This window comes from Cryptocyanus atlanticus LEGE 06306, from assembly GCF_056633155.1.
Window position 1 is genome coordinate 80164 of record NZ_JBSJOZ010000001.1, and the last position, 25585, is coordinate 105748.

Annotated in this window: 28 protein-coding genes; 18 read left to right on the forward strand and 10 right to left on the reverse strand. The window is 67.2% G+C overall.

Annotated features, from left to right (window positions below; all coding sequences use genetic code 11):
* Positions 1 to 11: 11 nt before the first annotated feature.
* Positions 12 to 575, reverse strand: coding sequence for a rhodanese-like domain-containing protein (locus ACWJI7_RS00360; protein WP_479934350.1), 564 nt, complete (start codon positions 573 to 575; stop codon positions 12 to 14).
* Positions 576 to 731: 156 nt separating this feature from the next.
* Here ACWJI7_RS00360 and ACWJI7_RS00365 point away from each other — a divergent pair, with 156 nt between their 5' ends.
* A complete protein-coding gene (locus tag ACWJI7_RS00365) occupies positions 732 to 1076 on the forward strand; it encodes an ArsR/SmtB family transcription factor (RefSeq protein ID WP_479934351.1) in 345 nt (114 codons plus the stop codon).
* 3 nt (positions 1077 to 1079) lie between these two features.
* Here the strand turns inward: ACWJI7_RS00365 and ACWJI7_RS00370 are convergent, their stop codons facing one another.
* Positions 1080 to 2390 (reverse strand): NAD(P)/FAD-dependent oxidoreductase, encoded by a 1311-nt coding sequence (locus ACWJI7_RS00370; RefSeq protein ID WP_479934353.1) that lies wholly within the window; start codon positions 2388 to 2390, stop codon positions 1080 to 1082.
* Between the two features lie 95 nt (positions 2391 to 2485).
* On the opposite strand from ACWJI7_RS00370, the gene ACWJI7_RS00375 reads away from it, so the two are divergent.
* The gene (locus ACWJI7_RS00375; protein WP_479934354.1) at positions 2486 to 3049 is read left to right on the forward strand and encodes a methyltransferase family protein; all 564 of its coding nucleotides are present in this window, start codon (positions 2486 to 2488) and stop codon (positions 3047 to 3049) included.
* Positions 3050 to 3132: 83 nt separating this feature from the next.
* On the opposite strand, the gene ACWJI7_RS00380 is transcribed toward ACWJI7_RS00375, so the two are convergent.
* The 3 genes from ACWJI7_RS00380 to ACWJI7_RS00390 form a co-directional block, all read right to left on the reverse strand.
* A complete protein-coding gene (locus ACWJI7_RS00380; RefSeq protein WP_479934356.1) occupies positions 3133 to 4149 on the reverse strand; it encodes a sulfite exporter TauE/SafE family protein in 1017 nt (338 codons plus the stop codon).
* Between the two features lie 117 nt (positions 4150 to 4266).
* Entirely contained in the window at positions 4267 to 5394 is a 1128-nt protein-coding gene (locus ACWJI7_RS00385) for a rhodanese-like domain-containing protein (RefSeq protein ID WP_479934358.1), read from the reverse strand.
* Between the two features lie 159 nt (positions 5395 to 5553).
* Complete coding sequence (locus ACWJI7_RS00390) at positions 5554 to 6846, reverse strand: NAD(P)/FAD-dependent oxidoreductase (RefSeq protein WP_479934360.1); 1293 nt, start codon at positions 6844 to 6846, stop codon at positions 5554 to 5556.
* A gap of 176 nt (positions 6847 to 7022) precedes the next feature.
* Between ACWJI7_RS00390 and ACWJI7_RS00395 the strand changes: the two genes are divergently transcribed.
* Positions 7023 to 7535, forward strand: a complete 513-nt coding sequence (locus tag ACWJI7_RS00395; RefSeq protein WP_479934362.1) for a DUF3122 domain-containing protein — start codon at positions 7023 to 7025, stop codon at positions 7533 to 7535.
* Positions 7536 to 7579: 44 nt separating this feature from the next.
* On the opposite strand, the gene pdxH is transcribed toward ACWJI7_RS00395, so the two are convergent.
* Entirely contained in the window at positions 7580 to 8260 is a 681-nt protein-coding gene (gene pdxH, locus ACWJI7_RS00400; protein WP_479934363.1) for a pyridoxamine 5'-phosphate oxidase, read from the reverse strand.
* A gap of 98 nt (positions 8261 to 8358) precedes the next feature.
* On the opposite strand from pdxH, the gene ACWJI7_RS00405 reads away from it, so the two are divergent.
* The 9 genes from ACWJI7_RS00405 (at position 8359) to ACWJI7_RS00445 (ending at position 16565) form a co-directional block, all read left to right on the forward strand.
* Entirely contained in the window at positions 8359 to 8841 is a 483-nt protein-coding gene (locus ACWJI7_RS00405) for a thiol-disulfide oxidoreductase DCC family protein (RefSeq protein WP_479934365.1), read from the forward strand.
* Positions 8838 to 9512: an HD domain-containing protein gene (locus ACWJI7_RS00410; RefSeq protein ID WP_479934366.1), complete on the forward strand. Its 675-nt coding sequence runs from the start codon at positions 8838 to 8840 to the stop codon at positions 9510 to 9512. The genes ACWJI7_RS00405 and ACWJI7_RS00410 overlap by 4 nt, the downstream gene beginning before the upstream one ends.
* 82 nt (positions 9513 to 9594) lie before the next feature.
* Positions 9595 to 11427, forward strand: coding sequence for a class I SAM-dependent DNA methyltransferase (locus ACWJI7_RS00415; protein WP_479934368.1), 1833 nt, complete (start codon positions 9595 to 9597; stop codon positions 11425 to 11427).
* The gene (locus tag ACWJI7_RS00420) at positions 11424 to 12698 is read left to right on the forward strand and encodes an ATP-binding protein (RefSeq protein WP_479934370.1); all 1275 of its coding nucleotides are present in this window, start codon (positions 11424 to 11426) and stop codon (positions 12696 to 12698) included. The genes ACWJI7_RS00415 and ACWJI7_RS00420 overlap by 4 nt, the downstream gene beginning before the upstream one ends.
* Positions 12662 to 12910, forward strand: coding sequence for a hypothetical protein (locus ACWJI7_RS00425; protein WP_479934372.1), 249 nt, complete (start codon positions 12662 to 12664; stop codon positions 12908 to 12910). The genes ACWJI7_RS00420 and ACWJI7_RS00425 overlap by 37 nt, the downstream gene beginning before the upstream one ends.
* Positions 12911 to 12913: 3 nt before the next feature.
* Positions 12914 to 13294, forward strand: a complete 381-nt coding sequence (locus tag ACWJI7_RS00430; RefSeq protein ID WP_479934374.1) for a nucleotidyltransferase domain-containing protein — start codon at positions 12914 to 12916, stop codon at positions 13292 to 13294.
* Positions 13295 to 13399: 105 nt separating this feature from the next.
* Positions 13400 to 14707, forward strand: a complete 1308-nt coding sequence (locus ACWJI7_RS00435; RefSeq protein WP_479934376.1) for a restriction endonuclease subunit S — start codon at positions 13400 to 13402, stop codon at positions 14705 to 14707.
* Positions 14704 to 15945 carry an AAA family ATPase gene (locus ACWJI7_RS00440; protein WP_479934378.1) on the forward strand — a complete coding sequence of 414 codons (1242 nt, stop codon included), beginning with the start codon at positions 14704 to 14706 and terminating at the stop codon, positions 15943 to 15945. Before ACWJI7_RS00435 ends, ACWJI7_RS00440 begins: the two co-directional genes overlap by 4 nt.
* On the forward strand, positions 15942 to 16565 hold the full coding sequence (locus ACWJI7_RS00445; protein WP_479934380.1) for a DUF4276 family protein: 624 nt from the start codon (positions 15942 to 15944) through the stop codon (positions 16563 to 16565). Before ACWJI7_RS00440 ends, ACWJI7_RS00445 begins: the two co-directional genes overlap by 4 nt.
* A gap of 6 nt (positions 16566 to 16571) precedes the next feature.
* Here the strand turns inward: ACWJI7_RS00445 and ACWJI7_RS00450 are convergent, their stop codons facing one another.
* Both ACWJI7_RS00450 and ACWJI7_RS00455 read right to left on the reverse strand, forming a co-directional pair.
* Entirely contained in the window at positions 16572 to 17060 is a 489-nt protein-coding gene (locus ACWJI7_RS00450; RefSeq protein ID WP_479934382.1) for a GNAT family N-acetyltransferase, read from the reverse strand.
* On the reverse strand, positions 17057 to 17341 hold the full coding sequence (locus tag ACWJI7_RS00455; RefSeq protein WP_479934384.1) for a type II toxin-antitoxin system TacA family antitoxin: 285 nt from the start codon (positions 17339 to 17341) through the stop codon (positions 17057 to 17059). Before ACWJI7_RS00455 ends, ACWJI7_RS00450 begins: the two co-directional genes overlap by 4 nt.
* 128 nt (positions 17342 to 17469) lie before the next feature.
* On the opposite strand from ACWJI7_RS00455, the gene ACWJI7_RS00460 reads away from it, so the two are divergent.
* The 6 genes from ACWJI7_RS00460 to ACWJI7_RS00485 all read left to right on the forward strand — a co-directional run bounded on the left by ACWJI7_RS00460 (position 17470) and on the right by ACWJI7_RS00485 (position 23636).
* On the forward strand, positions 17470 to 17817 hold the full coding sequence (locus tag ACWJI7_RS00460) for a nucleotidyltransferase domain-containing protein (protein ID WP_479934385.1): 348 nt from the start codon (positions 17470 to 17472) through the stop codon (positions 17815 to 17817).
* Positions 17804 to 18214 (forward strand): HEPN domain-containing protein, encoded by a 411-nt coding sequence (locus ACWJI7_RS00465; RefSeq protein ID WP_479934387.1) that lies wholly within the window; start codon positions 17804 to 17806, stop codon positions 18212 to 18214. Before ACWJI7_RS00460 ends, ACWJI7_RS00465 begins: the two co-directional genes overlap by 14 nt.
* On the forward strand, positions 18211 to 21327 hold the full coding sequence (locus ACWJI7_RS00470) for a type I restriction endonuclease subunit R (RefSeq protein WP_479934389.1): 3117 nt from the start codon (positions 18211 to 18213) through the stop codon (positions 21325 to 21327). The genes ACWJI7_RS00465 and ACWJI7_RS00470 overlap by 4 nt, the downstream gene beginning before the upstream one ends.
* Before the next feature lie 28 nt (positions 21328 to 21355).
* The gene (gene ppk2 / locus ACWJI7_RS00475) at positions 21356 to 22174 is read left to right on the forward strand and encodes a polyphosphate kinase 2 (protein WP_479934390.1); all 819 of its coding nucleotides are present in this window, start codon (positions 21356 to 21358) and stop codon (positions 22172 to 22174) included.
* A 120-nt stretch (positions 22175 to 22294) separates the two neighbouring features.
* Complete coding sequence (locus ACWJI7_RS00480) at positions 22295 to 22681, forward strand: hypothetical protein (protein ID WP_479934392.1); 387 nt, start codon at positions 22295 to 22297, stop codon at positions 22679 to 22681.
* A gap of 64 nt (positions 22682 to 22745) precedes the next feature.
* Positions 22746 to 23636, forward strand: a complete 891-nt coding sequence (locus tag ACWJI7_RS00485; RefSeq protein ID WP_479934394.1) for a bile acid:sodium symporter family protein — start codon at positions 22746 to 22748, stop codon at positions 23634 to 23636.
* A 51-nt stretch (positions 23637 to 23687) separates the two neighbouring features.
* Here the strand turns inward: ACWJI7_RS00485 and ACWJI7_RS00490 are convergent, their stop codons facing one another.
* Together ACWJI7_RS00490 and psbA are read right to left on the reverse strand one after the other, a co-directional pair.
* Positions 23688 to 24380, reverse strand: coding sequence for a Tll0287-like domain-containing protein (locus tag ACWJI7_RS00490; RefSeq protein ID WP_479934396.1), 693 nt, complete (start codon positions 24378 to 24380; stop codon positions 23688 to 23690).
* A gap of 116 nt (positions 24381 to 24496) precedes the next feature.
* On the reverse strand, positions 24497 to 25576 hold the full coding sequence (gene psbA / locus ACWJI7_RS00495) for a photosystem II q(b) protein (protein ID WP_479934397.1): 1080 nt from the start codon (positions 25574 to 25576) through the stop codon (positions 24497 to 24499).
* Positions 25577 to 25585 lie beyond the last annotated feature (9 nt).

Below are 25585 nucleotides of genomic sequence, written 5' to 3' on the forward strand. Positions count from 1 at the left end.
CTGCGGGCGGCTCACGGCCGCAGCCGGTTCCAGGGCATGGCCGCCAGCAGCCGGGCCATGCCGCAGAAGCCGGTGATGCCGGCCACGACCAGCCCGGCCCCGACGGCGCCGCTCAGCCAGATCCAGCCGATCGCCACCGTCTGGCTGAGCACCACCCCAAGCAGCACCAGGCTCCCCGCCGCGATCTGCACCTGGCGCATCAGCGGCAGGGGGGCTGACGGGCTGCGCTCGAGCGGCAGGGAGAGCTGCTCCCAGGCCATCAGGCCCCCGTCCAAATCGGCCACTCCCTGACTGTGGCCCCGCCGCCGCAGCTGGGCCAGCGCGCGCTGGCTGCGGTTGCCGCTGTTGCAGACCAGCACGATCGGCCCCGGGGGCAGGTCGGCCCCGGCGAGGCTGGCCAGCGGCAGGTTGCGGCTGCCCGGGATGTGACCGGTGGCGAACTCGATCGGTTCCCGCACATCGACGATGGCGACGGAGCCCTGCAGGCGCTGCTGCTCCAGGGCCCGCGGATTGAGGCGAAGCCCCGTCATCGGGGCCGGGACGGCGGGTGGCGTGGTGGCTGGGGTGGTGGTCATGGGCCCTTGCCCCCCGGGGCGGGGGCAGCGTGACATAGTCACCTATGAGCATAGCCCCATATTGACAAGTCCAAGCCACGGCTGGGCGGCGGGCCGGCATCGGCTCGGCGCCATCGGCCTCCTTCCGACATAATCACGCTAACGTTTCGCGCCGCCGTGGATTCCGTCGCCCTCACTGCCCGACCCAGCCCGGAGCTGCTCGAGGAGTTCAGCCGGTTCTTCCGGCTGCTGAGCGAGCCGGCGCGTCTGCAGCTGCTCTGCCTGCTGCGGCCCGCTCCACTGGATGTGGCCAGCCTGATCCAGGCCACCGGCTTCAGCCAGTCCCACATCAGTCGCCAGCTGGGCCAGCTGCAGCGGGCCGGGCTGGTGCGCTGCGAACGGGACGGCTCCCGTCTCCTTTACGTCGCCGACGATGAGCTGGTCGAGGAGCTCTGCGCCCTCGTGCAGGGGCGGCTGAGACAACGGCTCGAGGACCAGCTCCGCCAGCTCCGGGCCGCCTGAGCCTCAGCGCGGCGCCAGCGTCTTTCGCCGGGTGAGCCCCAGGAGTCGGGCGAGGGGTTCGAGCGGCTTGAGAAAGCGGCTCTCGTGGGGCCGGCCCTTCAGCATCCGGTTCCAGTAGATCCAGGGGAGCAGCTTCGTCTTCACCAGCCACATGCTCCAGCGCTCCCGGGTGGGATCCACCAGGAAGGAACTGACCGGTTCGAGGTCGTAGTCGAACTCCGCCATCACCACCGTGTCGTAGCCGGTGATCAGCGGGCAGACGCTGTAGCCGTCGTAGCGGGCGGTGAGGGGGCGGCCGGCCAGTTGGGCCAGAAGGTTGGCCACCAGCACGGGGGCCTCGCCGCGCACCGCTCCCGCCGTTTTGGAGGTGGGCAGCGAAGACACATCACCCAGGGAGAAGACATTGGGAAAGCGCCGGTGCTGGGTGGTGTCACGGTCCACCTCCACCCAGCCACCGGGGCCGTCCACCGCCAACGGGCTGGCGGCCACCACCTCCGGGGCCGCCATGGGCGGCACGGCGTGAAGCAGGTCGAAGGGAATCTCCCGCCGCGTGGTGCTCCCCTCGGCGTCGGCGACGGCGAAGACGGCCACACCCTTCTCGGGGCACACCTCGATGAGGGTATGGCGCAGCAGCACCTCGATGCCCCGCTCCCGCATCACCCTCTCCAGAACCCGGGCATAGGCGGGAACCGCGAAGATCCCCGCGCCGGCGGTGCAGTACAGCACCCGGGTGTTGACCCCGACGCCGCTGCGGGCCTGGAAGACATCGTCGGCCATGTACAGGACCTTCTGGGGCGCCCCGGCGCACTTGATCGGTGTGTCCGGGAAGGTGAAGATCGCCGTGCCGCCCTGGAAGGTGCGGATCGTCTCCCAGGTGTAGGGGACATGGGCGCGGGAGTAGTTGCTGGTGATGCCGTGGCGGCCGAGCGCCTCGGGCAGGCCCTGGATCCGATCCCAGCGCAGGGCGATGCCGATGGCCACCACCAGGGCGTCGTAGCTGATGCTCTCCCCGTCGGCGGTGATCACCCGGTTCGCCTCCGGCTCAAAGCGCGTCGCCGCCGAGCGGATCCAGATGCAGCCGGCCGGGATCAGGCCGGCCTCCTCCCGCCGGGTCTCCTCCAGGGTCAGCACGCCACCGCCCACCAGGGTCCAGCCGGGCTGGTAGTCGTGATCGGCCGAAGGCTCCAGGATCGCCACGTCGAGCCCGGGCTGGGCCGCCAGCAGCTGGCTGGCGGTGGTGAGACCGGCAGCGCCCCCGCCGACGATCAGGACCCGGTGGTGCCGCTGCGGCGGAGAGGGGGTGGCGGTGGTCATGCTGGGGAGCTGCTCCGCCTTGGTCTAGGCGGTGAACGGCGGCGCCGCAGCCCTGGCCATGGCCAGACTGGGTCCGTCAGCCGGGATCGAAGCGGATGGAGCGGACCCTGCCGGAACGGCTTCAGGCCTGGGGCTTCAGCTGGGTGGGACTGCGCGACAACCGCCACGGGGAATGGTGGGTTCTGGCCCAGATGGGGCTGATCGCGGCCCATCTGCTGCCGGCCATGCCCAGCCCCGCCGCCCTCGGCCTGCCCTGGCCGCCGCTGCTGCGGGTGGTGGGTCTCAGCCTGTTCGTGGCCGCTCTGGCCCTGGGCGGCCAGGGGGCACTCAACCTGGGCGACAGCCTCAGCCCACTGCCCGAACCCATCCCCGGGGCGCCGCTGGTGCGGAACGGGGCCTACGGCCGCTGCCGCCATCCGCTCTATCAATCGCTGCTGCTGTGCTCCCTGGGGGTGACGCTGGCACGGGGAAGCCTGTTGCACCTGGGGCTGCTGCTGTCCCTGGCCCTCGTGCTGGGCGGCAAGGCCCGCCGCGAGGAGGGGCGCCTGTGCGCCGTCCATCCGGAGTACGCCGCCTACCGCCTCGCGACCCCGGCGATCGTGCCCCACCTGCCCTGGCTCGACTGGCGGGCGGGTCCGGGCACGCCCCCATCGGGCTGAGCTCACCCCCCCCCAGGCCCACCAGGATGCTCTTGCGCAGCGTGGCCGGCAGGTTGCGTCAGACTGGGCAGAGCCCCATCCGCTCACTGACTGAAAGGCAGGCCCCGCTCCTGGGCATTGGCCACCCGATACACAGGCTGGCAGAGCAGGATCGACGGCAGATCGAGCCGACATCCCGGGGTAGTGAGGCTGGGATTCTGGGGTTGCCACGGGCCCGATTCATGGAGCGGTTCCACCTCCAGCGAGCGGGTGGCGCGATCAGGACCGCCATGGCTGCTGCGCAGAACGGCCCGGGGGGCGGGGCTGCGGCCGATGGAGGGGTGGTTCTGGCGCCGCAGCGCTTCGAGGCCGGTGAGCAGGGCCGAGCCGATCAGCAGGGCCGCGAAGCCCTGGCGCAGCCGGCGATCGCTCAGATGGGGAGCCAACCGCTGACCCAGCACCCCCCCCATGGCGCCGCCAGCCACCAGGGGCAGCATCAGGCCCAGGCTGGCGGCGGGCCAGTGGCCAAGTGCTTCCAGAGCCACCAGGCTGTTGGTGCCGATCACCAGCAGGCTGGTGCCGCTGGCCAGCGGCATTGGCAGTCCAGCGAGCAGAACGAGCGCCGGCACGATCGCGAAGCCCCCTCCCACGCCGGCAATGCCGGTGAGCAGACCCACCAGTACCCCCTGACCGGCGAGGGCCCCGGGGGATCCGGGTCGTCGCGGGGGTCCGGCAGCGCCGGTCGTCCTGGCCGGGGAGCGGGTGAGCAGCCAGGAGGCCAGCAGGGCCGCCACGGTGAAGATCCCCAGCTGAACCGGCTCGGGAATCAGGCCGGCCTTGACCAGGCTGCCGCCGATCCAGGCCCCCGCCAGGGCCGGCAGCCCCAGGATCAGCGCCGGCTTGGGCGCCACCTGACGGCGGCGCAGGTAGGGGCCCAGGTTGCCCAGGGCCAGCAGGGTCACCACCAGGAGGGAGAGGGGAACGGCCTCCCGGGTGGGCAGGCCGGCGCCGCTGACCAGCAGGGGCAGCAGCAGGATCGAACCACCGGCCCCCAGCACCGCCAGCAGAAAGCCGATCAGGGCCCCACCGGTGATCAGCAGCAGCACGGTGCCACTGATCACCGGCCCACCCGGATCCAGGGCCTGATAGGACGGCTCCAGGACCGTTCAGGAAAATCGCCGGGATGGAGCCGAGCGGCTGCGGTTGATGCCATGGCTCGAGCGGGGGCGGCGGGCGGATCAGGCGGGTGTGTCGGTGACGAGCGGATAGCCGCCGGAGTGCCAACCGAGCAGGCCGCCATGCAGGTTGGCCACCTGGGGATGTCCGGCCCTGAGCAACTGCTGGGTGGCCAGGGCCGAGCGGCTGCCGGAGTGGCAGAGCACCACGGTGGGCGCGTCAGCGGGGATCTCGCCGGCCCGCTCCTCCAGCTCGGGAAGCGGAATCAGCAGGCTGCCGGCGATGTGACCATCGGGCCCGTGGAACTCCTCGGCGGAGCGCACATCCACCAGGGTGATCGCGCCGCTGTGGGCGGCGACCCAGGCGGGGGGGAGCTCCGGCAGCCCGGCATAGCTGCGCCGAAGCGGCGCCCAGTCCGTCGCCCCGGCCGCCGGATCCGCCCGGGGGCGACCGCTGCGCAGGTTGGCCGGCAGGGCCTCGGCGATCCTGTGGGGATGGGGAAGCTTCAGGGTCTCCATGTAGATCACGAAGTCGCGCTCATCGGCCTGGCCGCCGAGGCGGGCGTTGTAGGCCTTCTCCTCGGCCACGGAGGTGACGCCGCGGCCGGTGTAGTCATGGGCGGGGTAGAGCAGACAGGATTCGGGCAGGGAGAGGATCTGCTCGGTGATCGAGCGAAAGAGCGTGTGGGCATCGCCCTGCTGGAAATCGCAGCGGCCGCAGCCCCGCACCAGCAGCGCATCGCCGGTGAAGGCCAGGCTGTGGTCGTCGAGCACGAAACTGAGGCAGCCGTCGGTGTGGCCGGGGGTGGCACGCACCTCCAGGGCCCGGCTGCCGAAGGCCACCCGATCGCCCTGCCGCAGGGGCCGGGTCACGTACTCGGCCCCTGCGACGGCCGCCAGACCGATGGCGCAGCCCGTGGCCGCATGCATCAGCCAGCTGCCGGTGACGTGGTCGGCGTGGGCGTGGGTGTCGAGGCTGGCCGCCAGGTCGATGCCCAGCTCCTGGACCAGGGCGAGATCGCGGGGATGCTGCTCGAAGACCGGATCGATCAGCACGCCCCGACGGCTGGCCACATCGGCGAGCAGATAGGTGAAGGTGCCGGTGTCGGCATCGAACAACTGACGGAACAGCAGGGTGCCGCCGCCTGCGGCGGCAGACAGGGAGAGGGCGCTGGCGGGGGCGAGAGCCATCGGAGGTCGGGCCTCAACTTCTATGAGCATAGCCGCATTACATTGTGCTCCATTCCCACGGCCGTCCCCCGGATCGATCACGGAGGGGGGGCGTGGCCCGTGGGGCAACGGCTCAGGCCGCGGCTGGAGCAGCGACTGCTTCCGCCGCCGGCACTGGGATCACCCCTGTCGGTGCGCCAGAGTGAGCCAGCGCACCAGCGGGGCGAACGGTTTCAGGAACCGCCCTTCGTGCAGCCGGCCCCTGAGCACCCGGTGCCAGTAGATCCAGGGGAACAGGCGCGTTTCCACCAGCCACATGCTCCAGCGCTCCCGGGTGGGGTCCACCAGGAAGGAGCTGACCGGCTGGAGGTCGTAGTCGAACTCCGCCATCACAACCCTGCCGAAGCCGGTGATCAGCGGACAGGCGGTGTAGCCGTCGTAGTGGGCCGCAAGCGGGCGTCCATCGAGCTGAGCCAGCAGGTTGGCCACCAGCACCGGCGCCTGGCCACGGATCGCGGCCAGGCTTTTGGAGGTGGGCAGAGAACTCACATCCCCGAGAGCGAACACATCGGCAAAGCGCTTGTGCTGGCAGGTGAATCGGTCCACCTCCACCCAGCCGCCGGGACCCTCGATCGCCAGGGGGCTGCGGGCCACCACATCCGGCGCCGCCATCGGCGGCACCACATGGAGGAGGTCGAAGTGAATCTCCTCCATGGAGGGTTCACGGCCTTCCGCTCTGACCTCAAACACCGCCACCTGCTCCTCGGGGCGCACCTCGATCAGGTTGTGGAGCCGATGGGTTTCGATCCCCCGGCGCGCCACGACGCGCTCGACGGTGGCGTTGTAGGCCTTGACCGGATACAGCAGCGCCATCGCGGTGCAGAAGATCACCCGGGTGTTCACCCCCACGCCGCTGGTGCCCTGGAAGATGTCGTCGGCCAGGTACATCACCTTCTGGGGAGCGCCGCCGCATTTGATCGGCGTGGCGGGGTGGGTGAACAGGGCGGTCCCCCCCTGAAAGCCGCGGATTGCTGCCCAGGTGGCGGCGATGTGGGAGCGGGAATAGTTGCTGACGATGCCGTGGCTGCCAAGCGCCTCCGGCAGGCCCTTGATGCGGCTCCAGTCGAGCTGGAGCCCCATGGCCACCACCAGCACCTCGTAGCTGAGGGTTTCTCCAGCCGCCGTGATCACCCGGTGGGCCTCCGGCTCAAAGGTGGCGGCGCTGTCCTGGATCCAGACGGCGCCGGCGGGAATCACGGCGGCTTCCAGTTGATGGGTCTGCTCGATGGGCAGCAGACCGGCACCGGCCGGGATCCAGCCGGACTGGTAGTCGTGAACGGCCGAGGGCTCCAGGATCGCCAGATCCAGGCCTGGGCGGGCCCGCAGCAACTGGCTGGCCGCGGTAAGCCCGCCGGAGCCGCCCCCGACGATCAGCACCCGGTGGTGTCTGGCAGCTGGAGCGGAATCGACCATGGCGCCGTCACAGCTCAGCTTCACACCTAGCCCTGCCATCGCCGTTCGGCACCCGTCCAACCATTTGTTCATGCGTGAGCAGGCCACCAAGGATTGAGTCGTGGCGTGAGGGGCCGGACCGAGGCCATCCCGGCATCTAGCCGTTAGTATTGAGACGACATTATGCTTTATAAGTCATGTGGTCTCCCATCCGCCCTCACGCGCGTCTGAAGCGGTCCCTGCTGGGAGTTCTGCCGCTGCTGCTGACGTTGCTGCTGGGGGCAGCCCCGGCCCTGGCCCTGGCACCGAACAGCTGGTCGCTCAGCGATCGGGCGGGCCATCGCCTCAGCGCCCAGGTCTTCGAGCAGCCCTTCGAGGAGTATCCCTCCGGCCTGCGCATCCGCCTGAACGACCTGGAGGGGACCACGTCCCTGGATCACAGCGCCGATCTCGTGATGAACGATTCGATGGGTCAGAAGTGGACCCTGCCGAATCGCAGCGAGGAGATCGTTCCCCGGGATGGCTCGCCGGTTCCGAGCGGATCGGCTCAGTTCGATCTCGATGCCCTGATGCCCCGGCCCAGTGAAGCGCTACCCCTGCGTCTGACGGTCTCCAGCGGCCAGGGAGGGCTCAGCTTCGACCTCAGGCCCGAGCAGGTGATGGAGCTCCACGCCATGGGATCCGTGCCGCGCCGCAGCGACAGGACCTGAGCGTCACCGCGGCCTGAGCTCGCCCGAATCGCTGGGGGTGGGGGCTAGGGCGCCAGCCGCTCGATGCTCCAGGCCCCGTTCTGCAGCCGGTAGCGGAAGCGATCGTGCAGGCGGTTCTGGCGCCCCTGCCAGAACTCGAACTCCTCCGGCACCACCCGCAGGCCACCCCAGGCCGGCGGCAGGGGCACCTCCCCGCCGGCGAAGCGGCGCTGCATCGCCTGCCACTGCGCTTCGAGAATCGAACGTGAGCCGATCACAGCACTCTGCTGGGACACCCACGCCCCCAGCCGGCTTCCGTAGGGACGCGAGAGGAAATAGGCCAGGGATTCGGCGGCGCTGATCCGCTCGGCCCGGCCCAGGACCATCACCTGGCGCTCGAGCCCGTACCAGGGAAACAGCAGGCTCACCTGGGGATGGGCGGCGATCTCGCGGGCCTTGCGGCTCTCGTAGTGGGTGAAGAAGACGAAGCCCCGGGCATCGAAGGCCTTGAGCAGCACGGTGCGGGCGCTGGGGCGGTTGCCATGGGTGGTGCCCAGCACCATGGCGTTGGGCTCACTCAACTGGGCCGCCACGGCCTGATCGAACCAGTGGCGGAACTGCGCCACCGGGTCGGCCGCCAGATCGGCCCGCCGCAGGGCGGCGCGGCGGTAGTCGCGGCGCAGCTGGGCGGGATCAGTGGGCGCGGGATCAGTGGGCGCGGGATCAGCGGGGTCAGGTGGCGGCATGGACGCTTCGGCGGGGCCCGCATCAGCCGGGCCGCGGCTCCCAGCCTGGCGCGTGGTGTCGTGGCGAGGCCCCGTGGCCTTGCGCCAGAATCAGCTTCATGGCTGAACCCGCCCTCACCCTGCTCTTCGATGGCGCCTGTCCCCTGTGCCGCCGCGAGGTGGACGCCCTGCGGGCGCGGGACCGGGGCCGGGGCCTGATCCGCTTCGTCGACATCGACGCGCCGGGCTACGACCCGGCCGCCCACGGCGGCATCAGCTACCGGGAGGCGATGGGGAGCATGCGCGGGATCGGCGCCGACGGCCAGGTGATCCGTGATGTGGCGGTGTTCCGGGAGGCCTACCGGCTGGTGGGACTGGGCTTGCTCTATGCCCCCACCGCCTGGCCCCTGATCGGCCCGCTGGTGGATGCGCTCTACGGGCTCTGGGCCCGCTGGCGGCTGCGGCTGACCGGGCGGGACACGCTCGAGCGCCTCTGTGAACGTCGCCTCTGTGAACGTCGCCAGGGGGCCAGCGACGCCCGACCCCTGGCGGCGAGCCTGATCGGCACAGCGGCGGCCAACCCCCAACAAACCCCGTCATGAGCGAGCGCCCCCCGGCCCACAGCGAGCGCTACGACGCCGCCCTCGCCTGGGCCGCCCAGCTCCACCGCCGCCAGACCCGCAAGGGCAAGCCGGTTCCCTACCTCTCCCATCTGATCGCCGTGAGCGGCCTGGTGTGGGAGGACGGCGGCAGCGAGAACGAGGCGATCGCCGCCCTGCTGCATGACGCGATCGAAGATGCGGGCCAGACCCACGGCTCGATCGCCGAACACTTCGGGGAGGAGGTGGCCGGCCTTGTGCGCGACTGCACCGACACCGCTGAGGGCCTCACCGGCGCCCGCAAGGAACCCTGGCTGCTGCGCAAAAGCCGTTATCTCGCCGCGCTGGAGCACAAGGGCGAGGGCGCCCTGCGGGTAACGGCCGCCGACAAGGCCCACAACGCCCGCGACATGGTGCTCGATGCCCGCCGCGACCCCGGCAGCTGGAACCGCTTCAACGCCGGCCTCGATGGCACCACCTGGTACCTGCTGCGGGTCCACCAGACCCTCAGCCACCGTCTGCCCGGCAGCCGCTCCAACGAACTGCTCGGCGAATCGGTGCGCGAGATCCTCGCCAGCGCCCCCTACCAGCGCCTGGCCCCTGCCGGCATCGCCCCGGCAGTGTGGGCGGCGGGCTACGGGGAGCGCGCCGCCGCCAGCCAGTCGCGGAGCTGAACGGGCCGGGCGCCGGAGCGATTCCCCCAACCCGACCCAATGGCAGGCAGACTCCCCGAAAGGTTGACGACCCAGCCCATCGATGCCCGATCCGGAGCGGCTGGACGACTTCCTTGAAGCCCTGGAGAAGGTCGGCAGCCCCGCCAGAAACCCCGCCCTGCGTGAGTCGCTCGGCTGGGATGCCCCCCTCTACGAAGAGGTGAAGGCGGCACTGGTGGCCAAGGGGATCGTGGTGCGCGGCAGGGGCCGCAGCGATTCGGTGTCCCTGGTGGGCGCCGAGCCAGTGGCGCCACAGCCCGCTCCCGCCAAAGCCCCCCGCAAAGGAAAAGCCACCAGCAACGGCACCGCCAACCTGGGCTTCGAAGCCAAGCTCTGGCTCACGGCCGACAAGCTGCGCAACAACATGGACGCGGCCGAGTACAAGCACGTGGTGCTCGGCCTGATTTTTCTCAAATACATCGCAGGCAGCTTCGAAGAGCACCGCGCCAAGCTGCTGGCCGGCGTTGGCGACTACGAAGGCGCCAACCCGGAAGACCCTGACGAATACAAGGCCAAGAACGTGTTCTGGGTGCCGGCCGAGGCCCGCTGGAGCCAGCTGCAGGCCAACGCCAAGCAACCCACCATCGGCAAGCTGGTGGACGACGCCATGGTGGCGATCGAGCGCGACAACCCCCGCCTCAAGGGGGTGCTGCCGAAGGACTACGCCCGTCCGGGGCTGGACAAGCAGCGCCTGGGGGAACTGATCGATGTGATCGCCACGATCGAGCTCACTGCTTCCAGAGAGAGCGGCGCCAGCGAGGGCGAACAGACCCACCGCTCCGTGGATCTGCTGGGCCGGGTGTATGAATACTTCCTCACCCGCTTTGCCTCGGCCGAGGGCAAGAACGGCGGCCAGTTCTACACGCCCAATTGCGTGGTGCGTCTGTTGGTGGAGATGCTCGCACCCCAGGCCAATTCCCGCATCTACGACCCCTGCTGCGGGTCAGGCGGCATGTTCGTGCAGAGCGAGAAGTTCATCGAAGATCATGGCGGCCAGCGCGACAAGACGGCCATCTACGGCCAGGAGAGCAACGCCACCACCCGCCGGCTGGCGGTGATGAACCTGGCCCTGCGCGGCATCGAGGCCGACTTCGGCGCCGAACACGCCGACAGCTTTCGCCGCGACCTACATCCGGATCTGCGCGCCGACTACGTGCTCGCCAACCCGCCGTTCAACGACTCCGACTGGTTCCGCCGTGACGACGACGTGCGCTGGCAGTACGGCGTGCCGCCGAAGGGCAACGCCAACTTCGCCTGGGTGCAGCACTTCATCCACCACCTGGCGCCGCAGGGCATGGCCGGCTTCGTGCTCGCCAACGGCAGCATGAGCTCCAACCAGAGCGGCGAAGGCGAAATCCGCCGCGCCCTGATCGAGGCCGATCTGGTGGACTGCATGGTGGCCCTGCCCGGCCAGCTCTTCTACAGCACCCAGATCCCGGTGTGCCTCTGGTTCCTGGCGAAGAGCAAGGCTGCCGACGGCCAACGGGGCTTCCGCGATCGGCGCGGGCACACGCTGTTCATCGATGCCCGCAAGCTCGGCAGCCTGATCGATCGGGTGCACCGGGAGCTGCTGGAGGCCGACCTGGAGAAGATCAGCGGCACCTATCACCGCTGGCGGGGTGCCAACGGCGCGGGCGATTACGACGATGTGCCGGGGTTCTGCAAATCGGCCACCACCGCCGAAATTGCTGCCCACGGCCATGTGCTCACGCCGGGGCGTTATGTGGGGGCGGAGGAGGTGGAAGATGACGGCGAGCCGTTTGAGGAGAAGATGCCGCGGCTGGTGGCGGAGCTGGAGGCCCAGTTTGCTGAGTCCGCGAAGTTGGAGCAGGCCATCACGGCGAATCTGAAGAACATGGGCTTCCCGCTTCGATGAAGCGCAGCTTCTCCATCTTCGTGAGCAGCGTCCAAAAGGAGTTGGCGGCAGAACGCCGCGCCATGAAGGACTACATCACGCGCGATCCGATGCTGGGGCGGTTCTTTCCGGACGTTTTCCTGTTCGAAGATCTTCCCGCCCGGGACCAGCGCCCCGACGGGCGATACATCGGAGAAATCGACCGACGGGACATTTATCTTGGGATTTTCGGCCTGACCTACGGCGCAAAGGATCTCGATGGCTTGTCTCCCACCGCTCGGGAGTTCCAGCAGGCCACTCACGAAGCCCCCAACCAGCCGGAGAGGATCATCTTCATCAAGGGCCTCGACGACAGCGACCGTGAGCCAGACATGTCGAAACTGATTGCCGATGCGGGTGCACAGCTGACTCGTCGCCGCTTTATCGATATCCCCAGTCTTTTGCGTGAGGTTTACAACAGCCTCGTCGATTTCCTCGATGAGCGTCACCTCCTGCGTACGCCGCCGTTCGACTCCGCCCCCTGTGCCGGTGCAACCTTGAACGACATCTCGGCGGCGAACGTTCGGGAGTTTCTCCGTCTTGCGGAAGAGAATGGACGCTTCCAGCCGGTCGGCCCCCGTACCCCGGCGGATGTGCTGCGCCACTTCCATCTTCTCGCCGATGGACAACCCACACAGGCGGGCATCTTCCTCTTTGGCGACCGACCGACACACTTTCTCCGCCAGACCCAGCTTCAGTGCCTCCAGTTCGAGGGAACCGAAAAACGCAAGCCGATCGCCGACCAACGCGCCTTCGAAGGCTCGGTCTTCGAAACGATCGATGCCGCCCGCCAATTTGTCCTTGCCAAGCTCACAACGCGGGTCGGGCTTGCTGCCGCCGACGCGTCAGCTCCGGTCCAACCCGAAATCCCGACCTTCGTGATTCGCGAGGCCATCGTCAACGCCGTGGCCCATCGCGACTACACCAGCGATGGCTTCGTCCAGGTGATCGTCTTCAGCGACCGCGTGGAGATCTGGAATCCCGGCCATCTTCCTGCAGGCCTCAGCGAAGACGACCTCCGCCACCCCCACGGCCCCCTGCCACGCAACCCGCTGATCGCGGAACCGCTTTACCGTGCCGGTTATGCCGAAAAGGCCGGCTCCGGCACCACCGACATGATTGACGCCTGCCGCGACGCCGGGGTTCCTGAGCCCACCTTCCAACAGCACGGCCCCCATTTCGTCGTACCCTATGGCGCGACTGGCTCACCGACGACGTGCTGGCCGGGCTTGGCCTCAATGACAGGCAGTTGAAAGCCCTCCCCGCCATCCGGCGGCAGCCGCGCTTTGCCAACAGCGACTATCAGGCGACCACGGGCACCAGCCGCGCCACCGCCAAGCGCGATCTCGAGGACCTGATTGCCAAGGGACTGATCGTGCCGAAAGGAAGCGGCCGCGGCGCCTATTACGAGTTTGCCCGCAAACGGCCCAACAATGGCTCCAATGGCCCACCGAGGCAGGCGTGATCAATGGCTCACCAATGGCTCAAATGGCCCAGGCCAGCCACCGGGGCGTGGGACCACCAGCCCTGCCTCGTCGCCAAACTGCACGCCCAGTTCACCCGGCCTGCGAAACTGGAGCTGGTGCGTTCGGTGTTTCGGCTGCATCCCGAGGTGAAGAGCGCCACGCTGTTCGGCTCACGGGCCAAGGGCACCCACACCCACCGCTCCGATGTGGACCTGGTGGTGGCTGGCGACATCGAGCCGATCCGCGCCGAGGCGATCGCGGCCGAATTGGAGGAGCTGCCGTTGCCCTATCGGTTTGACGTGCAATCCCTGGATCACATTAAGCAACGCCCGCTGCTGGAGCATATCCAGCGGGTGGGGATCCTCATCTATCCGGTGTCATGATGGTGAATCCCGCAATGTCGAGCTACGCCTTTCAACGGCGCGGCCCGTTGGCCGAGGAAGAGGAACTGGGTCTGGCCATCCAAACCAAACTGAGGGGGCTGGGTTATGGAGGTTGATTGGGAGGAAACAACGCTCGGCGAATGTGCAGCGTGGTTGTCTGGCGGAACGCCGTTCAAGGGCAACGAGGCGTTCTGGTCTGGGCCCATTCCGTGGGTCAGTGCAAAAGACATGAAGTCTTTCCGCCTTCACGACGCTGAGGACCACATCTCACCGCTCGCAGTCGGCAATGGCGGAAAGCTCGTCCCTGCAGGAACCATTCTCCTCCTGGTTCGCGGAATGACGCTGCACAACGACGTGCCGATTTGCATGGTCACGCGGGAGATGGCTTTCAATCAGGACATCAAAGCGCTCCGGCCAGCGAAGAATGTCGATGGTGCGTTTCTCGCCTACTGGTTGCTCGCCAATAAGCCTGAGCTCTTGGCGTCGGTGGACCATGCAGGACATGGAACCGGGAGGCTTGTCACCGACACGTTGAAGGAAAAGCACGTCCTTCTCCCACCCCTCGCCGAACAAATAGCCATCGCGGCGGTGCTTGGAACGCTGGATGACAAGATCGAGTTGAACCGGCGGATGAACGCGACGCTGGAGGCGATGGCGCGGGCGCTGTTCCAGAGCTGGTTCGTGGATTTCGATCCTGTGCGGGCCAAGTCGGATGGGCAGCAGCCTGTTGGGCTTGATCAAGCAACAGCAGCTCTCTTCCCCGACTCATTCCAAGACTCGGAGGTCGGTCACATCCCGAACGGCTGGTCAGTGGGACGAGTCGCCGATGCCTCTGATTTCAGCCGCTCATCAATCAACCCCGGCGGGTTTGCCTGCGAGACCTTCGATCACTACAGCCTGCCCGCCTTCGACGCAGGCCGAACCCCGAAGGCGGAACTCGGCAGCGCCATCATGAGCAACAAGCTCGTCGTGATGTGCAACAGCGTGCTCCTCTCAAAACTCAACCCTCACATTCCACGCATCTGGCTACCAGACCTCCACGCGACAAGACGCTCCGTCTGCTCCACCGAGTTAATCGTTGCCTCGACTCGCCCCGGTTATTCCCGCGAGTTCCTTTTCTCGCTCTTCACCAACGCCGCCTTTGCCTCGACCTTCTGTACGCTCGTCACGGGCACTACCGGCAGCCATCAACGCATCCGACCCGAGAGCGTGCTGGACATGAAGACTGTCATTCCACCGTCGCCTCTGGTCGAAGCCTTCACGGCCATGGCAAAGCCTATATTCGACAAGATCAACCGTAACATCGATCAATCCCGCACCCTCGCCATGTTGCGAGACACGCTGCTGCCGAAGCTACTCTCGGGTCAGCTGCAAGTGCCTGAAGCGAGACAGTTGACCGAGGTCCACGCATGATCAGGCGAGCTACCAACTCCAGTGCCCCAGCGCGGATTGAGTATCTCAAGGTGAGCAACTTCCGTGTCCTGCACGAAGTGGAGTTCAAGGACCTCACGCCGCTCACCGTATTGCTGGGGCCCAATGGCAGCGGCAAGTCCACGGTGTTCGACGTGTTCGCTTTCCTCGCCGAGTGCTTTGAGCTGGGGTTGCGACGCGCTTGGGACAAGCGCGGCCGGGCCAAGGAACTCAAGTCCCGTGGTAGTGAAGGCCCCGTCACCATCGAGATCAAATACCGCGAGCCCGGCTTTCCGCTCATCACCTATCACCTCGCTGTCGATGAACGGGCCGGCGCCCCGATCGTGGTGGAAGAGTGGTTGCGCTGGAAGCGAGGCAGTCATGGGCAACCGTTCCGTTTTCTCGACTACCGCGAAGGACAGGGCCGCGCGGTCAGTGGCGAGCTGCCGGATCTGGAGGATCAGCGGGTCGATACGCCGCTGAAATCTGCCGACCTGCTCGCCGTGAATGCCCTGGGGCAGTTCGCCGAGCACCCGCGAGTGGCGGCTTTGCGCGATTTCATCACCGGTTGGTATGTCTCGTACCTTTCCGCCGACAGTGCCCGCGGCCAACCGGAAGCAGGGCCGCAAGACCGTCTGAGTCGCTCTGGCGACAACCTGGCCAATGTGATCCAATTTCTGGCCGAGCAGCATCCGCAGCGGCTGGAGCGGATCTTCGCTGTGTTGCGTCGGCGGGTACCGCGAATCGAGAGCGTCTTGTCCGAAACCATGCCCGATGGTCGGCTGCTGCTCCAGATCAAGGACGCCCCGTTTTCCCATCCGGTGTTGGCCCGCTTTGCCTCCGACGGCACCCTGAAGATGCTCGCCTACCTGGTGATGCTCAACGATCCCTCCCCTCCCCCCTTCATCGGCATCGAAGAGCCGGAGAACTTCCTCCATCCGCGCCTGCTCCCGGAACTCGCTGAGGAGTGCCGCGCCGCCATCGCCCAGACCCAACTCCTGGTCACCACCCATTCCCCCTTCTTTCTCAACGTCTTGCGGCCGGAGGAGGTGCGCGTGCTCTGGCGCGATGCTCAGGGCTACACCCAGGCCCAGCGGGCCAGCGACCTGCAGGGCGTCCAGGCGTTCGTGGAGGAAGGCGCCCTGATGGGCCAGCTGTGGATGGAAGGCCAGCTCGGAGTGGGCGACCCCCTCGTGAACCAGGGTCAACCCACCCCCAGCAGGCCGCTTCCAGCGCGATGACCATGGCCGCCAGCCATCTGGAGTTCCTGGTGGAGGAACCTTCCATGGAAGCCTTCCTGCGCGCCCTGCTGCCGAGGCTGCTTCCTCAGGGCCGCACCTTCGAAGTGCGCCCGTTTCAGGGAAAGAGCGATCTGCTCGCCAAGCTGGGAGCCCGCCTACGTGGTTATGCCAGTTGGCTCCCAACCGATTGGCGCCTTGTGGTGGTGGTCGACCGTGATGATGACGACTGCCTTGCTCTCAAGCAGCAGCTCGAAGCCATCGCCACAGGCTCCGGTCTGCGCACCCGAAATTCGGCGGGGAACGACACGTGGCAGCTCGTCAACCGGGTGGCGATCGAAGAACTCGAAGCCTGGCTCTTCGGCGATTGGGAAGCAGTGCGGCAGATCTATCCACGCGCGCCCGCCAACCTGCCCAGCCGGCAAGGCTTTCGTAATCCCGATGCCATTGCGGGAGGCACATGGGAAGCCCTCGAGCGAGTGCTCCAACGACATGCGTACATGCCGGGCGGGCTGCGCAAGATCGACACCGCGCGTGCGATCGGTGCCGTTCTGGATCCACAGCGCAGCCGATCAGCCAGCTTCAGGGCCTTTCATCAAGCGGTCATCGAGGCAGCGGGATGACCGGCCTCAACGTTTCCCTTGGCGGAGCGTCCGCAGGATGTCCTTCATCAGCAGCACCAGGTGCAACGGGTCGGTGGGGGAGAGCTCGAATTCCGGAATGAGATGCAGATAGAACGCCCTGGCCGCCGTGCTCTCGGCATGGACGAGCAACCCGCGGCAACCCACTTCGGAGCCAATCTGCGCGGTGCGGCTGATCACATCCGCCAGCAGGGCGGCTCCAAGGCCCCGTCCTTCATGGTGAACGTCAACCCCGAGCCGGGCCAGCAACGGAACGGCCTGCGCCGGCGTGATGCTGGCCATGCACCAGGCGTAGTACGCCACCACATCGCAGCCACCGGCTTCGGTGACCACGAACACCCTGCTGGGTCCGCCACGGGCATGGGCCTGGCGGGCGTGCTTGTTCAACCAGAGCGTCTGCTCCTCGGACCGGCATTGGAAACCGTCCAGGCGATCGGCGGAGGCCAGCAGCCGGGGCGACAGGGTGCCGGCGCTCACTCCTGAAGCGGTGAGGGCCGATCCATCAGCGCCCGCAGCCCCTTCAACGAGCGTGCCGGCCGTTCGTTGATGCGCTCCCAGGCGTCGAGCGCCTCGGCGTCAAGGCGGAAACCCTCGCGGTCGGCCAGCACCTGCTGGGCGGCCAGGCGCAGATGGGTGATCACGAACCCGGTGAGATCAGTGCCGGAAGCGATGACGGCCCGATCAATCAGTTGGCGATCTTCAGCCGTTGCCCTTACTTCGATGCGTCGATTGCGGGAACGGGTGCTGGCGGCGTCCAAGGGTTTGCCTCTCTGTGCGGCCATTGTACGGCCACTCAGTAGGCCACCAGGGACTGGCACGAGACCTGCCAACACCCCAGGCACCGTCTAGCCTCTGGCCAGTGGATGGCAGCGTTGCCAAGACCATGATGAGCGTGGACGTCACCGGCAAGCCCTGGGCGGTGACCCCCGAGAAGATCGCAGAAGCCGTGCGGCGGTTGGTGGACGCGGCGGCTCCCACGCGACTGATCGCCTTTGGCTCTGCTGCCACAGGTGATCTCAGCGTTGCCAACGACCTTGACCTTCTCGTGGTGGAAGCCCAGGTGGCCGACCGCTACCAGGAGATGCTGCGCCTGCGCCGTGTCCTGCGCGGGCTGCTGATGCCGATCGACCTGATCGTCACCAGCGAGGCCCTCTACGATTCTCGCGCCCAGGTGCCGGGCACGGTGGAGTTCGCTGCCCGCACACAAGGCCGGGTGCTCTATGCGGGCGATTGAACAGGCCCAGCTGCTGCAACGCAAGGCTGCACAAGACATTGCCGTGCTGCAGAAGCTGATCAACGATCCCACCATCAACACCGAGACCCTCGGCTTCCATGCCCAGCAGGCGGCTGAGAAGCTGATCAAGGCATTGCTGGCGCTCGGCGGTCACGACTACCCCCGCACCCATGATCTGGGCCTGCTGCTGGATCTGCTCGCTGCCTTGGATGTACTCCTTCCCGAGGCTCTGCTGACGGTGGAAAACCTGACCCCTTTCGCCACCGTGTTCCGCTACGACGACCTCCCGTTCGAAGCCACCATCGATCGGCAGGAGTGGCTGCCAATACTCTTGGCGTTGGAGGATTTCGTCGGCGGGGCCATCGGGGCTGCGACGGGTCCATTGAATCCGCCATGACCCTCAACGAAGCCCTCATCGAAGAGGCGGCTCTCAGCTGGTTCCAGGAACTGGGCTATGTCGTGCTCCCCGGCCCCCAGCTGGCTCCCGGCGAACCGGCGGCGGAGCGCGACTCGTTCAGCGATGTGGTTCTGGTGGGCCGGCTGCGCGAGGCCATCCGCCAGCTGAACCCCACCATTCCTGAGGAGGCCCGGGAAGAAGCGCTGCGCAAGCTCTTGCGCCTCGCTACCCCCTCGCTGCTGCAGACCAACCGCGCCTTCCACCGCCTGCTGCGTGAAGGTGTGCCGGTGGAATACCCCCGGCCCGATGGCAGCATCGCCGGCGACCATGTGCGCCTGGTCGACTTCACAACCGTTGCCACCAACGACTGGCTGGTGGTGAACCAGTTCTCCGTCAGCGATGGCCAGCACAACCGCCGGCCCGACCTGGTGGTGTTCCTCAACGGGCTCCCCCTGGGCCTGATCGAGCTCAAGAACGCCGCTGCGGAAGACGCCACCATCTGGAGCGCCTACGCCCAGCTGCAGACCTACAAAGCCGAGATTCCCTCACTCCTCCAGACCAACGCTGCCCTGGTGGTGAGCGATGGGCTGCAGGCCCGCATCGGCTCGATCACCGCCAACCAGGAGTGGTTCAAGCTGTGGCGCAGCATCGATGGCGAAGCCGAGGCGCCGGCCACAGCGCTGGAGCTGGAAACGCTGATTCGTGGCGTGTTCGCGCCGCAGCGCTTTCTCGATCTGCTGCAGCACTTCATCGTCTTCGAGGAAGACCCGGATTCGGGTGCCCTGCACAAGATCATCGCCGGCTATCACCAGTTCCATGCCGTGAACGCGGCGGTGCAGGAAACCGTGCGCGCTAGCGGCATGGGTCCTGCGTGCCGCAGCCAGGGCGGCCGGCCGGGCGACCGCCGCGCCGGCGTGGTGTGGCACACCCAGGGCAGCGGCAAGAGTTTCACCATGCTCTTCTTCGCCGCCCGCATGATCCGCGCGGCCGCGATGCAGAACCCCACCCTGGTGGTGCTCACCGATCGCAACGATCTCGACGACCAGCTCTTCGGCCAGTTCCAGCGCTGCGCCGACATCCTCGGCCAGACACCCGTGCAGGCCGCCAGCCGCGAGCAGTTGCGCGACCTGCTCAACCGGGCCAGCGGCGGCGTGGTGTTCACCACCATCCAGAAGTTCATGCCCGACAAGGGCGAAGCGATGCCCGAGCTGAGCGCCCGGCAGAACATCGTGGTGATTGCCGATGAAGCGCACCGCAGCCAGTACGGCTTCGGCGCCAAGGTGAACGAGAAGACCGGTGAAATGTCCTACGGCTTCGCCAGCAACCTGCGCGATGCCCTGCCCAATGCCTCCTTCATCGGTTTCACCGGCACCCCGATCGAGCAGACCGACGCCAACACCCGGGCGGTGTTCGGCGATTACATCTCCATCTACGACATCCAGCGCGCCGTGGCCGACAAGGCCACCGTGCCGATCTACTACGAGAGCCGCATCTCCAAGCTCTCCCTGAATGCCGCCGCGCTGCCCGCTCTGGATGCCGAGTTCGAGGAGATCACCGAAGGCGAGGAGCTCACGCAGAAGGAAAAGCTGAAAACCAAATGGGCCGCCCTCGAAGCCTTGGTGGGCGATCCCGATCGCCTCGCGCTCGTGGCCGCCGACCTGGTGGCTCACCTCGAGAAACGCCTGGAGGCGATGGATGGCAAGGCCATGGTGGTGTGCATGAGCCGCCGCATCTGCGTCGATCTCCACAACGCCCTGATCCAGCTGCGGCCCGAGTGGGCACACGACACCCTCAAGGTGGTGATGACGGGAAGCGCCGATGACGGCCCCGACTGGCAGCCCCACATCCGCAGCAAGGAAGCCCGGCGCCAGCTGGCCAACCGCTTCAAAGATGCCGCCGACCCCTTCAGGATCGTGATCGTGCGTGACATGTGGCTCACCGGCTTCGATGCCCCCTGCCTGCACACCATGTATGCCGATAAACCGATGCAGGGCCACGGCCTGATGCAGGCGATCGCCCGCGTGAACCGGGTGTTCCGCGACAAGCCCGGCGGCCTGGTGGTGGACTACCTCGGCCTCGCCGATCAGCTCAAGCGCGCCCTGGCCAGCTACACCGAAAGTGGCGGCCAGGGCGACCCCACCTTCGACCCTGCCCAGGCCATCGCCGTGATGCTCGAAAAGCACGGCATCGCCTCGGATCTGCTGCACGGTTTCGACTGGTCGGCCTGGAGCAGCGGCAGCCCCAGCGAGCGCCTGCAGCTCCTTCCCGCCGGCCAGGAGCACATCCTGCTGCAGGAGAACGGCAAGCAGCGCTGGTTGCAGGTGGTGGCCGAACTCTCCCGCGCCTTCGCCCTCTGCGCCGCCAGCGACGAGGCCACCGCCATCCGCGACGACGTGAGTTTCTTTCAGGCCATTCAGGCGGCCTTCTCCAAGGCAACCAGCGGCACCAGCCGGGCGCCCGAGCAGATCGACGCCGCCATCCGCCAGCTGGTGAGCAAAGCCATCACCACCGATGGCCAGGTGATCGATGTGTTCACCGCCGCCGGCCTGCCCAGGCCCGACATCTCCATCCTCAGCGATCAGTTCCTGGCTGAGGTGCGGGGTCTCAAGCACAGGAACGTGGCCGCCGAGCTGCTGGAGAAGCTGCTGAAAGACGAACTCAAAGTGCGCTCCAAGCGCAACCTGGTGCAGAGCCAGGTGTTCTCCGAAAAGCTCAAAACCACCCTGAATGCCTATCACAGCCGCGCCATCACCACAGCCCAGGTGATCGAAGAGCTGATCGCCCTCGCCAAGGAACTCGATGCCGCCAGCAAGCGCGGCGAATCCCTTGGCCTCAGCCACGACGAAGTCGCCTTCTACGACGCCCTCGCCGCCAACGACAGCGCCGTGCAGGCGATGGGTGACGCCAAGCTCAAACTGATTGCTGCTGAGCTGATCACCCAGGTGAAGAAGAGCGTGTCGATCGACTGGACCCTGCGCGAAAGTGCCCGCGCCCGGATCCGCGTGATGGTGAAGCGCATCCTCAACAAATACGGCTATCCCCCCGATCTGCAGGACGCCGCGGTGAAAACCGTGCTCGCCCAGGCGGAGCTGCTCTGCGCCGCCTGGGTGTGAGAGCATCGCCAGATCATGAAGCAGGCTCATGAGCAAGCAGCACCCCTCAGCCGTTCAGTCGATCGAGGAGATGCAGAACAATCTGCCCTACGCCGAAACGATCGACAAGAAGCCCTACAAGCGCGACCTAGAATCGCTCCAGATTGAACTGCTCAAGGCGCAGCGTCACATCAAGGCTGTCGGAGAGCGCGTGGTGATCCTGTTCGAAGGTCGCGATGCGGCGGGCAAGGGTGGATCAATCAAGCGGTTCCGCGAACACCTCAATCCACGCGGCAGTGAACATGTGGCGCTGGCCAAACCCAACGATGCCGAAGCAACCCAGTGGTACTTCCAGCGCTATGTTCCGCACCTGCCAGCGGCGGGAGAAATCACGATGTTCGACCGGTCCTGGTACAACCGGGCGGGCGTCGAAAAGGTGATGGGCTTCTGTACACCGCAGCAGCACGCCCTGTTTCTGCGCCAGGTTCCCGGCTTTGAGCAGTCCCTCGTGAGCAGTGGAATTAGGCTGTTCAAGATGTGGTTCACCGTGTCGCAGGGCAGGCAGAAACTGCGTTTCGACGATCGACGCGACGATCCGCTCAAGCAGTGGAAGATTTCGCCCATCGACGAAGCCAGTGTGGCGAAGTACGACGCCTACACCGAAGCCCGCAACGAGATGCTGCTCGCCACCGACACCCTCGTGGCGCCATGGACGATCGTCAACTCCAACGAGAAGAAACGGGCCCGCCTCGGCGCCATCCGCAGCGTCCTCCACGCCCTGGACTACGAGCACAAAGACCACGACGTGGCCTGTGAGCCCGATCCACGGGTCGTGCGCACGGCCCATTCGCTGTTCATCGACAACTGATCAGCGCGCCTCAGCGGCGCTGCAGGCAGGCTCGTGCCGTTCAACCCGTTCAACAGGGTGTCCTTCAGCCCAGCCCTGTGAGACGCCTGGGGCACTGATCAGTGCAGCCGCCCCACCGTCTTGGCCACCCGCGCCGTCTACTCCTTCGCCGGCTTTCCGGGGAGCCCGGAGCGCCATCTCTACCTCCACCACGACGGCTACCCCACCGGCGCCGCCTGGCGGTTCACCACTGCCCTGCGGGAAGCCCCAGCCAGCGATGCCTTTTTCAACGCCTTTCTGAGCACCCAGGCACGGGCTGAAGTGCTCAGTAGTCCAGCGCAGGCCGCCGATGCGGCGTACCGCTACCGGATCCTGCTGGTGCAGGCCGGCCCAGCCCAGCTGCTGGTGCAGTGCTGGCGGCGGTGGCCTGGAGCCGCCTGGCAGCCCCATTGCGGCCCCACACCGATGGACCTCTTCATCCGCCGGTTTCTGCCTCCAGCGCAGCTTCCGCCCAGCAACTCGGTCTAGACACCGATGCTGCTGCTGCTGCCGTGTCGCCCCGGCTCAGAATCCCCGGACGTCACCGGCCGGCATGGTCACCGTTGTCCTTCCCCTGGCGCTGGCCTTCATCATGGTTGCCCTGGGGATTTCACTCACCCCGGCGGATTTCGGCCTGGCCCTGCGCCGGCCCCAGCCGCTTTTGGCTGGGGTGATCGCTCAGGTGCTGCTGTTGCCCCTGGTGGCCTTCGGGCTGATCCGCCTGTTCAACCTGCCGGGGGAGCTGGGCGTGGGGGTGCTGGTGCTGGCCTGCTGCCCGGGGGGGATCACCTCCAACGTCATGACCCGCCTGGCGCGGGGTGACGTGGCCCTCTCGATCTCCTTCACGGCCCTGGCCAGCCTGATCACCACGCTCACCCTGCCGCCGATCCTGAGCCTGGGGGGGCGGGCCCTGATGGGCACCGCACTGCCGGCGGTGAGCATCACCGGCCTCGGCCTGAAGATGGGTCTGATGACCACCCTGCCGGTGCTGCTGGGGGTGCTGCTGAGGCAGCGGCAACCCGCACTGGCCAGGCGCTGGGAGCATCCCGCCGAGCGGATCGCCACCGGGCTGTTCGGGCTGATTCTGGCGGTCACGATCCTGGCCGAATGGCAGACCCTGATCGACAACCTGGCGTCGCTGGGGCCGGTGTTGCTGACGCTCAACGTGGGCATGCTGGCCATCGGCACGGCCCTGGCCCAGGGGCTGCGCCTGCCCGCGAGCCAGGTGAGCACGGTGGCGATCGAAAGCGGCTTCCAGAACGGCGCGGTGGGAATCGCGGTGGGCGCCCTGCTGCTGGAGGCCTCCGGCTCGGATCTGGGGCTCTCGGCCTACAGCCTTCCCTCGGCGGTCTACGGGGTGCTGATGCTGGTCACCATCGTTCCCTATCTGGCCTGGCGGCGTTCGATCCAGCCTGGGGTTGATCCCTCCGAGATCAAGCGCTGACGCCTCCGGCGCCTCCGGCCCGGTGCGCCGTTCGGATCCAGCCGATCCGCCTCACTCCACCTCCACAAGCGCCTGCTGCAGCTCGGGAAGGAACACGGCGTACATGCCGCGCAGATCGCCCTCCTTGAAATCGAAGGCCCGATCCTGGGGGTAGTTCTCGCTCACGAAGGCCGGCCGGCTCGCCCTGGTGCCGTGGCAGGCCAGGCAACTGGGCTCCACGTTGATGCGGCGGTAGTAGGTCACACCGGCGCTCGGCCCGGCGACGGTCGGCTCCCACAGGCCGGTGATCTCCGGATGGCGTTCCAGCAGATCCATCACCTGCTGCTCCTGCGGCCCGGCGGGGGCATGGTCGGGGTTGCGGAACTTGCTGGCCACCTGGCGCACCTGCCAACCGTTCTCCTTGCCGATCGCCATCGCCCGCATCCCCACCGGCTTGCACACCTCCTTCATGGTCTGCAGGCTGGGCTCTTCGCTGCGGCCTTCGAGCGTGGAGGCCAGCGACACGCGCATCGCGTCGAGCTGCTCCATCTCCACCACCGCCTTGGCGAGGGCAGCGGGCTCCAGCGGTGCCTGGGCCGCCAAGACCACGCCGGGCACGATGACGAGCTGGACGGCCAGCAGCGGCAGGGCCAGCAAGGCCAGCACCCAGCTGGTGGCTGTGCGACCCAGGAGCCGTGGGGTCTCCCTCAGCAGCGATCGCCTGGCGCCGGGACTGCTGGCACAGGGAAGGGGGGAGCAGGTCATGGGGGGCGCCGGGCGAGAGGGCAGAGGGAGCTGGGAGGTGGGAGTGGAGAAAGGGCCCGGAGAGCCTCCGGGCCCCGATCGATCAACGAAGCGGCTGGGCGGGGGTCAAAGTCCCACTAACCGATCGCCGGGGCGGTGAGCGCCACGGGGGTGCTGGCGGTGGTGGCCAGATCGAGCGGGAAGTTGTGCACGTTGCGCTCGTGCATCGCCTCGATACCCAGGCCGCCGCGGTTGAGCACATCAGCCCAGGTGTTGATCACCCGGCCCTGGTGATCCATCACCGAGTGGTTGAAGTTGAGGCCATTGAGGTTGAACGAGAAGCTGGCCACCGCCAGGGCGGCGAACCAGATGCCCACCACCGGCCAGGCGGCCAGCAGGAAGTGGAGGCTGCGGCTGTTGTTGAAGGAGGCGTACTGGACAATCAGCCGGCCGAAATAACCGTGGGCAGCCACGATGTTGTAGGTCTCCTCCTCCTGGCCGAACTTGTAGCCCTTGTTGAGCGACTCGGTTTCGGTGCTCTCCCGCACCAGCGAACTGGTGACCAGCGAACCGTGCATGGCGGCGAACAGGGCCCCGCCGAAGACGCCCGCCACCCCCAGCATGTGGAAGGGATGCATCAGCACATTGTGCTCGGCCTGCAGCACCAGCATGAAGTTGAAGGTGCCCGAGATCCCCAGCGGCATGCCGTCGGAGAAGGAGCCCTGGCCCACCGAATAGATCAGCAGCACGGCGGTGGCCGCCGCCACCGGGGCGCTGTAGGCCACGGCGATCCAGGGGCGCATCCCCAGCCTGTAGCTCAGTTCCCACTCCCGCCCCATCCAGCAGAAGATGCCGATCAGGAAGTGGAAGATGATCAGTTGATAGGGCCCCCCGTTGTAGAGCCATTCATCCAGGCTCGAGGCGGCCCAGATCGGGTAGAAGTGCAGGCCGATGGCGTTGGAGGAGGGCACCACCGCGGCGGTGATGAGGTTGTTGCCGTAGAGCAGGCCGCCGGAGACGGGTTCGCGGATGCCGTCGATGTCGACGGGAGGCGCGCCGATGAAAGCGATCACGAAACAGACCGTGGCCGTCAACAGGGTGGGGATCATCAGCACCCCGAACCAGCCCACGTAGAGGCGGTTCTCGGTGCTGGTGACCCAGTCCTGGAAGCGGCTCCAGGGGTTGCCCCGGGAGCGACGCAGTGCAAGGAAGGACATGGGGACCTC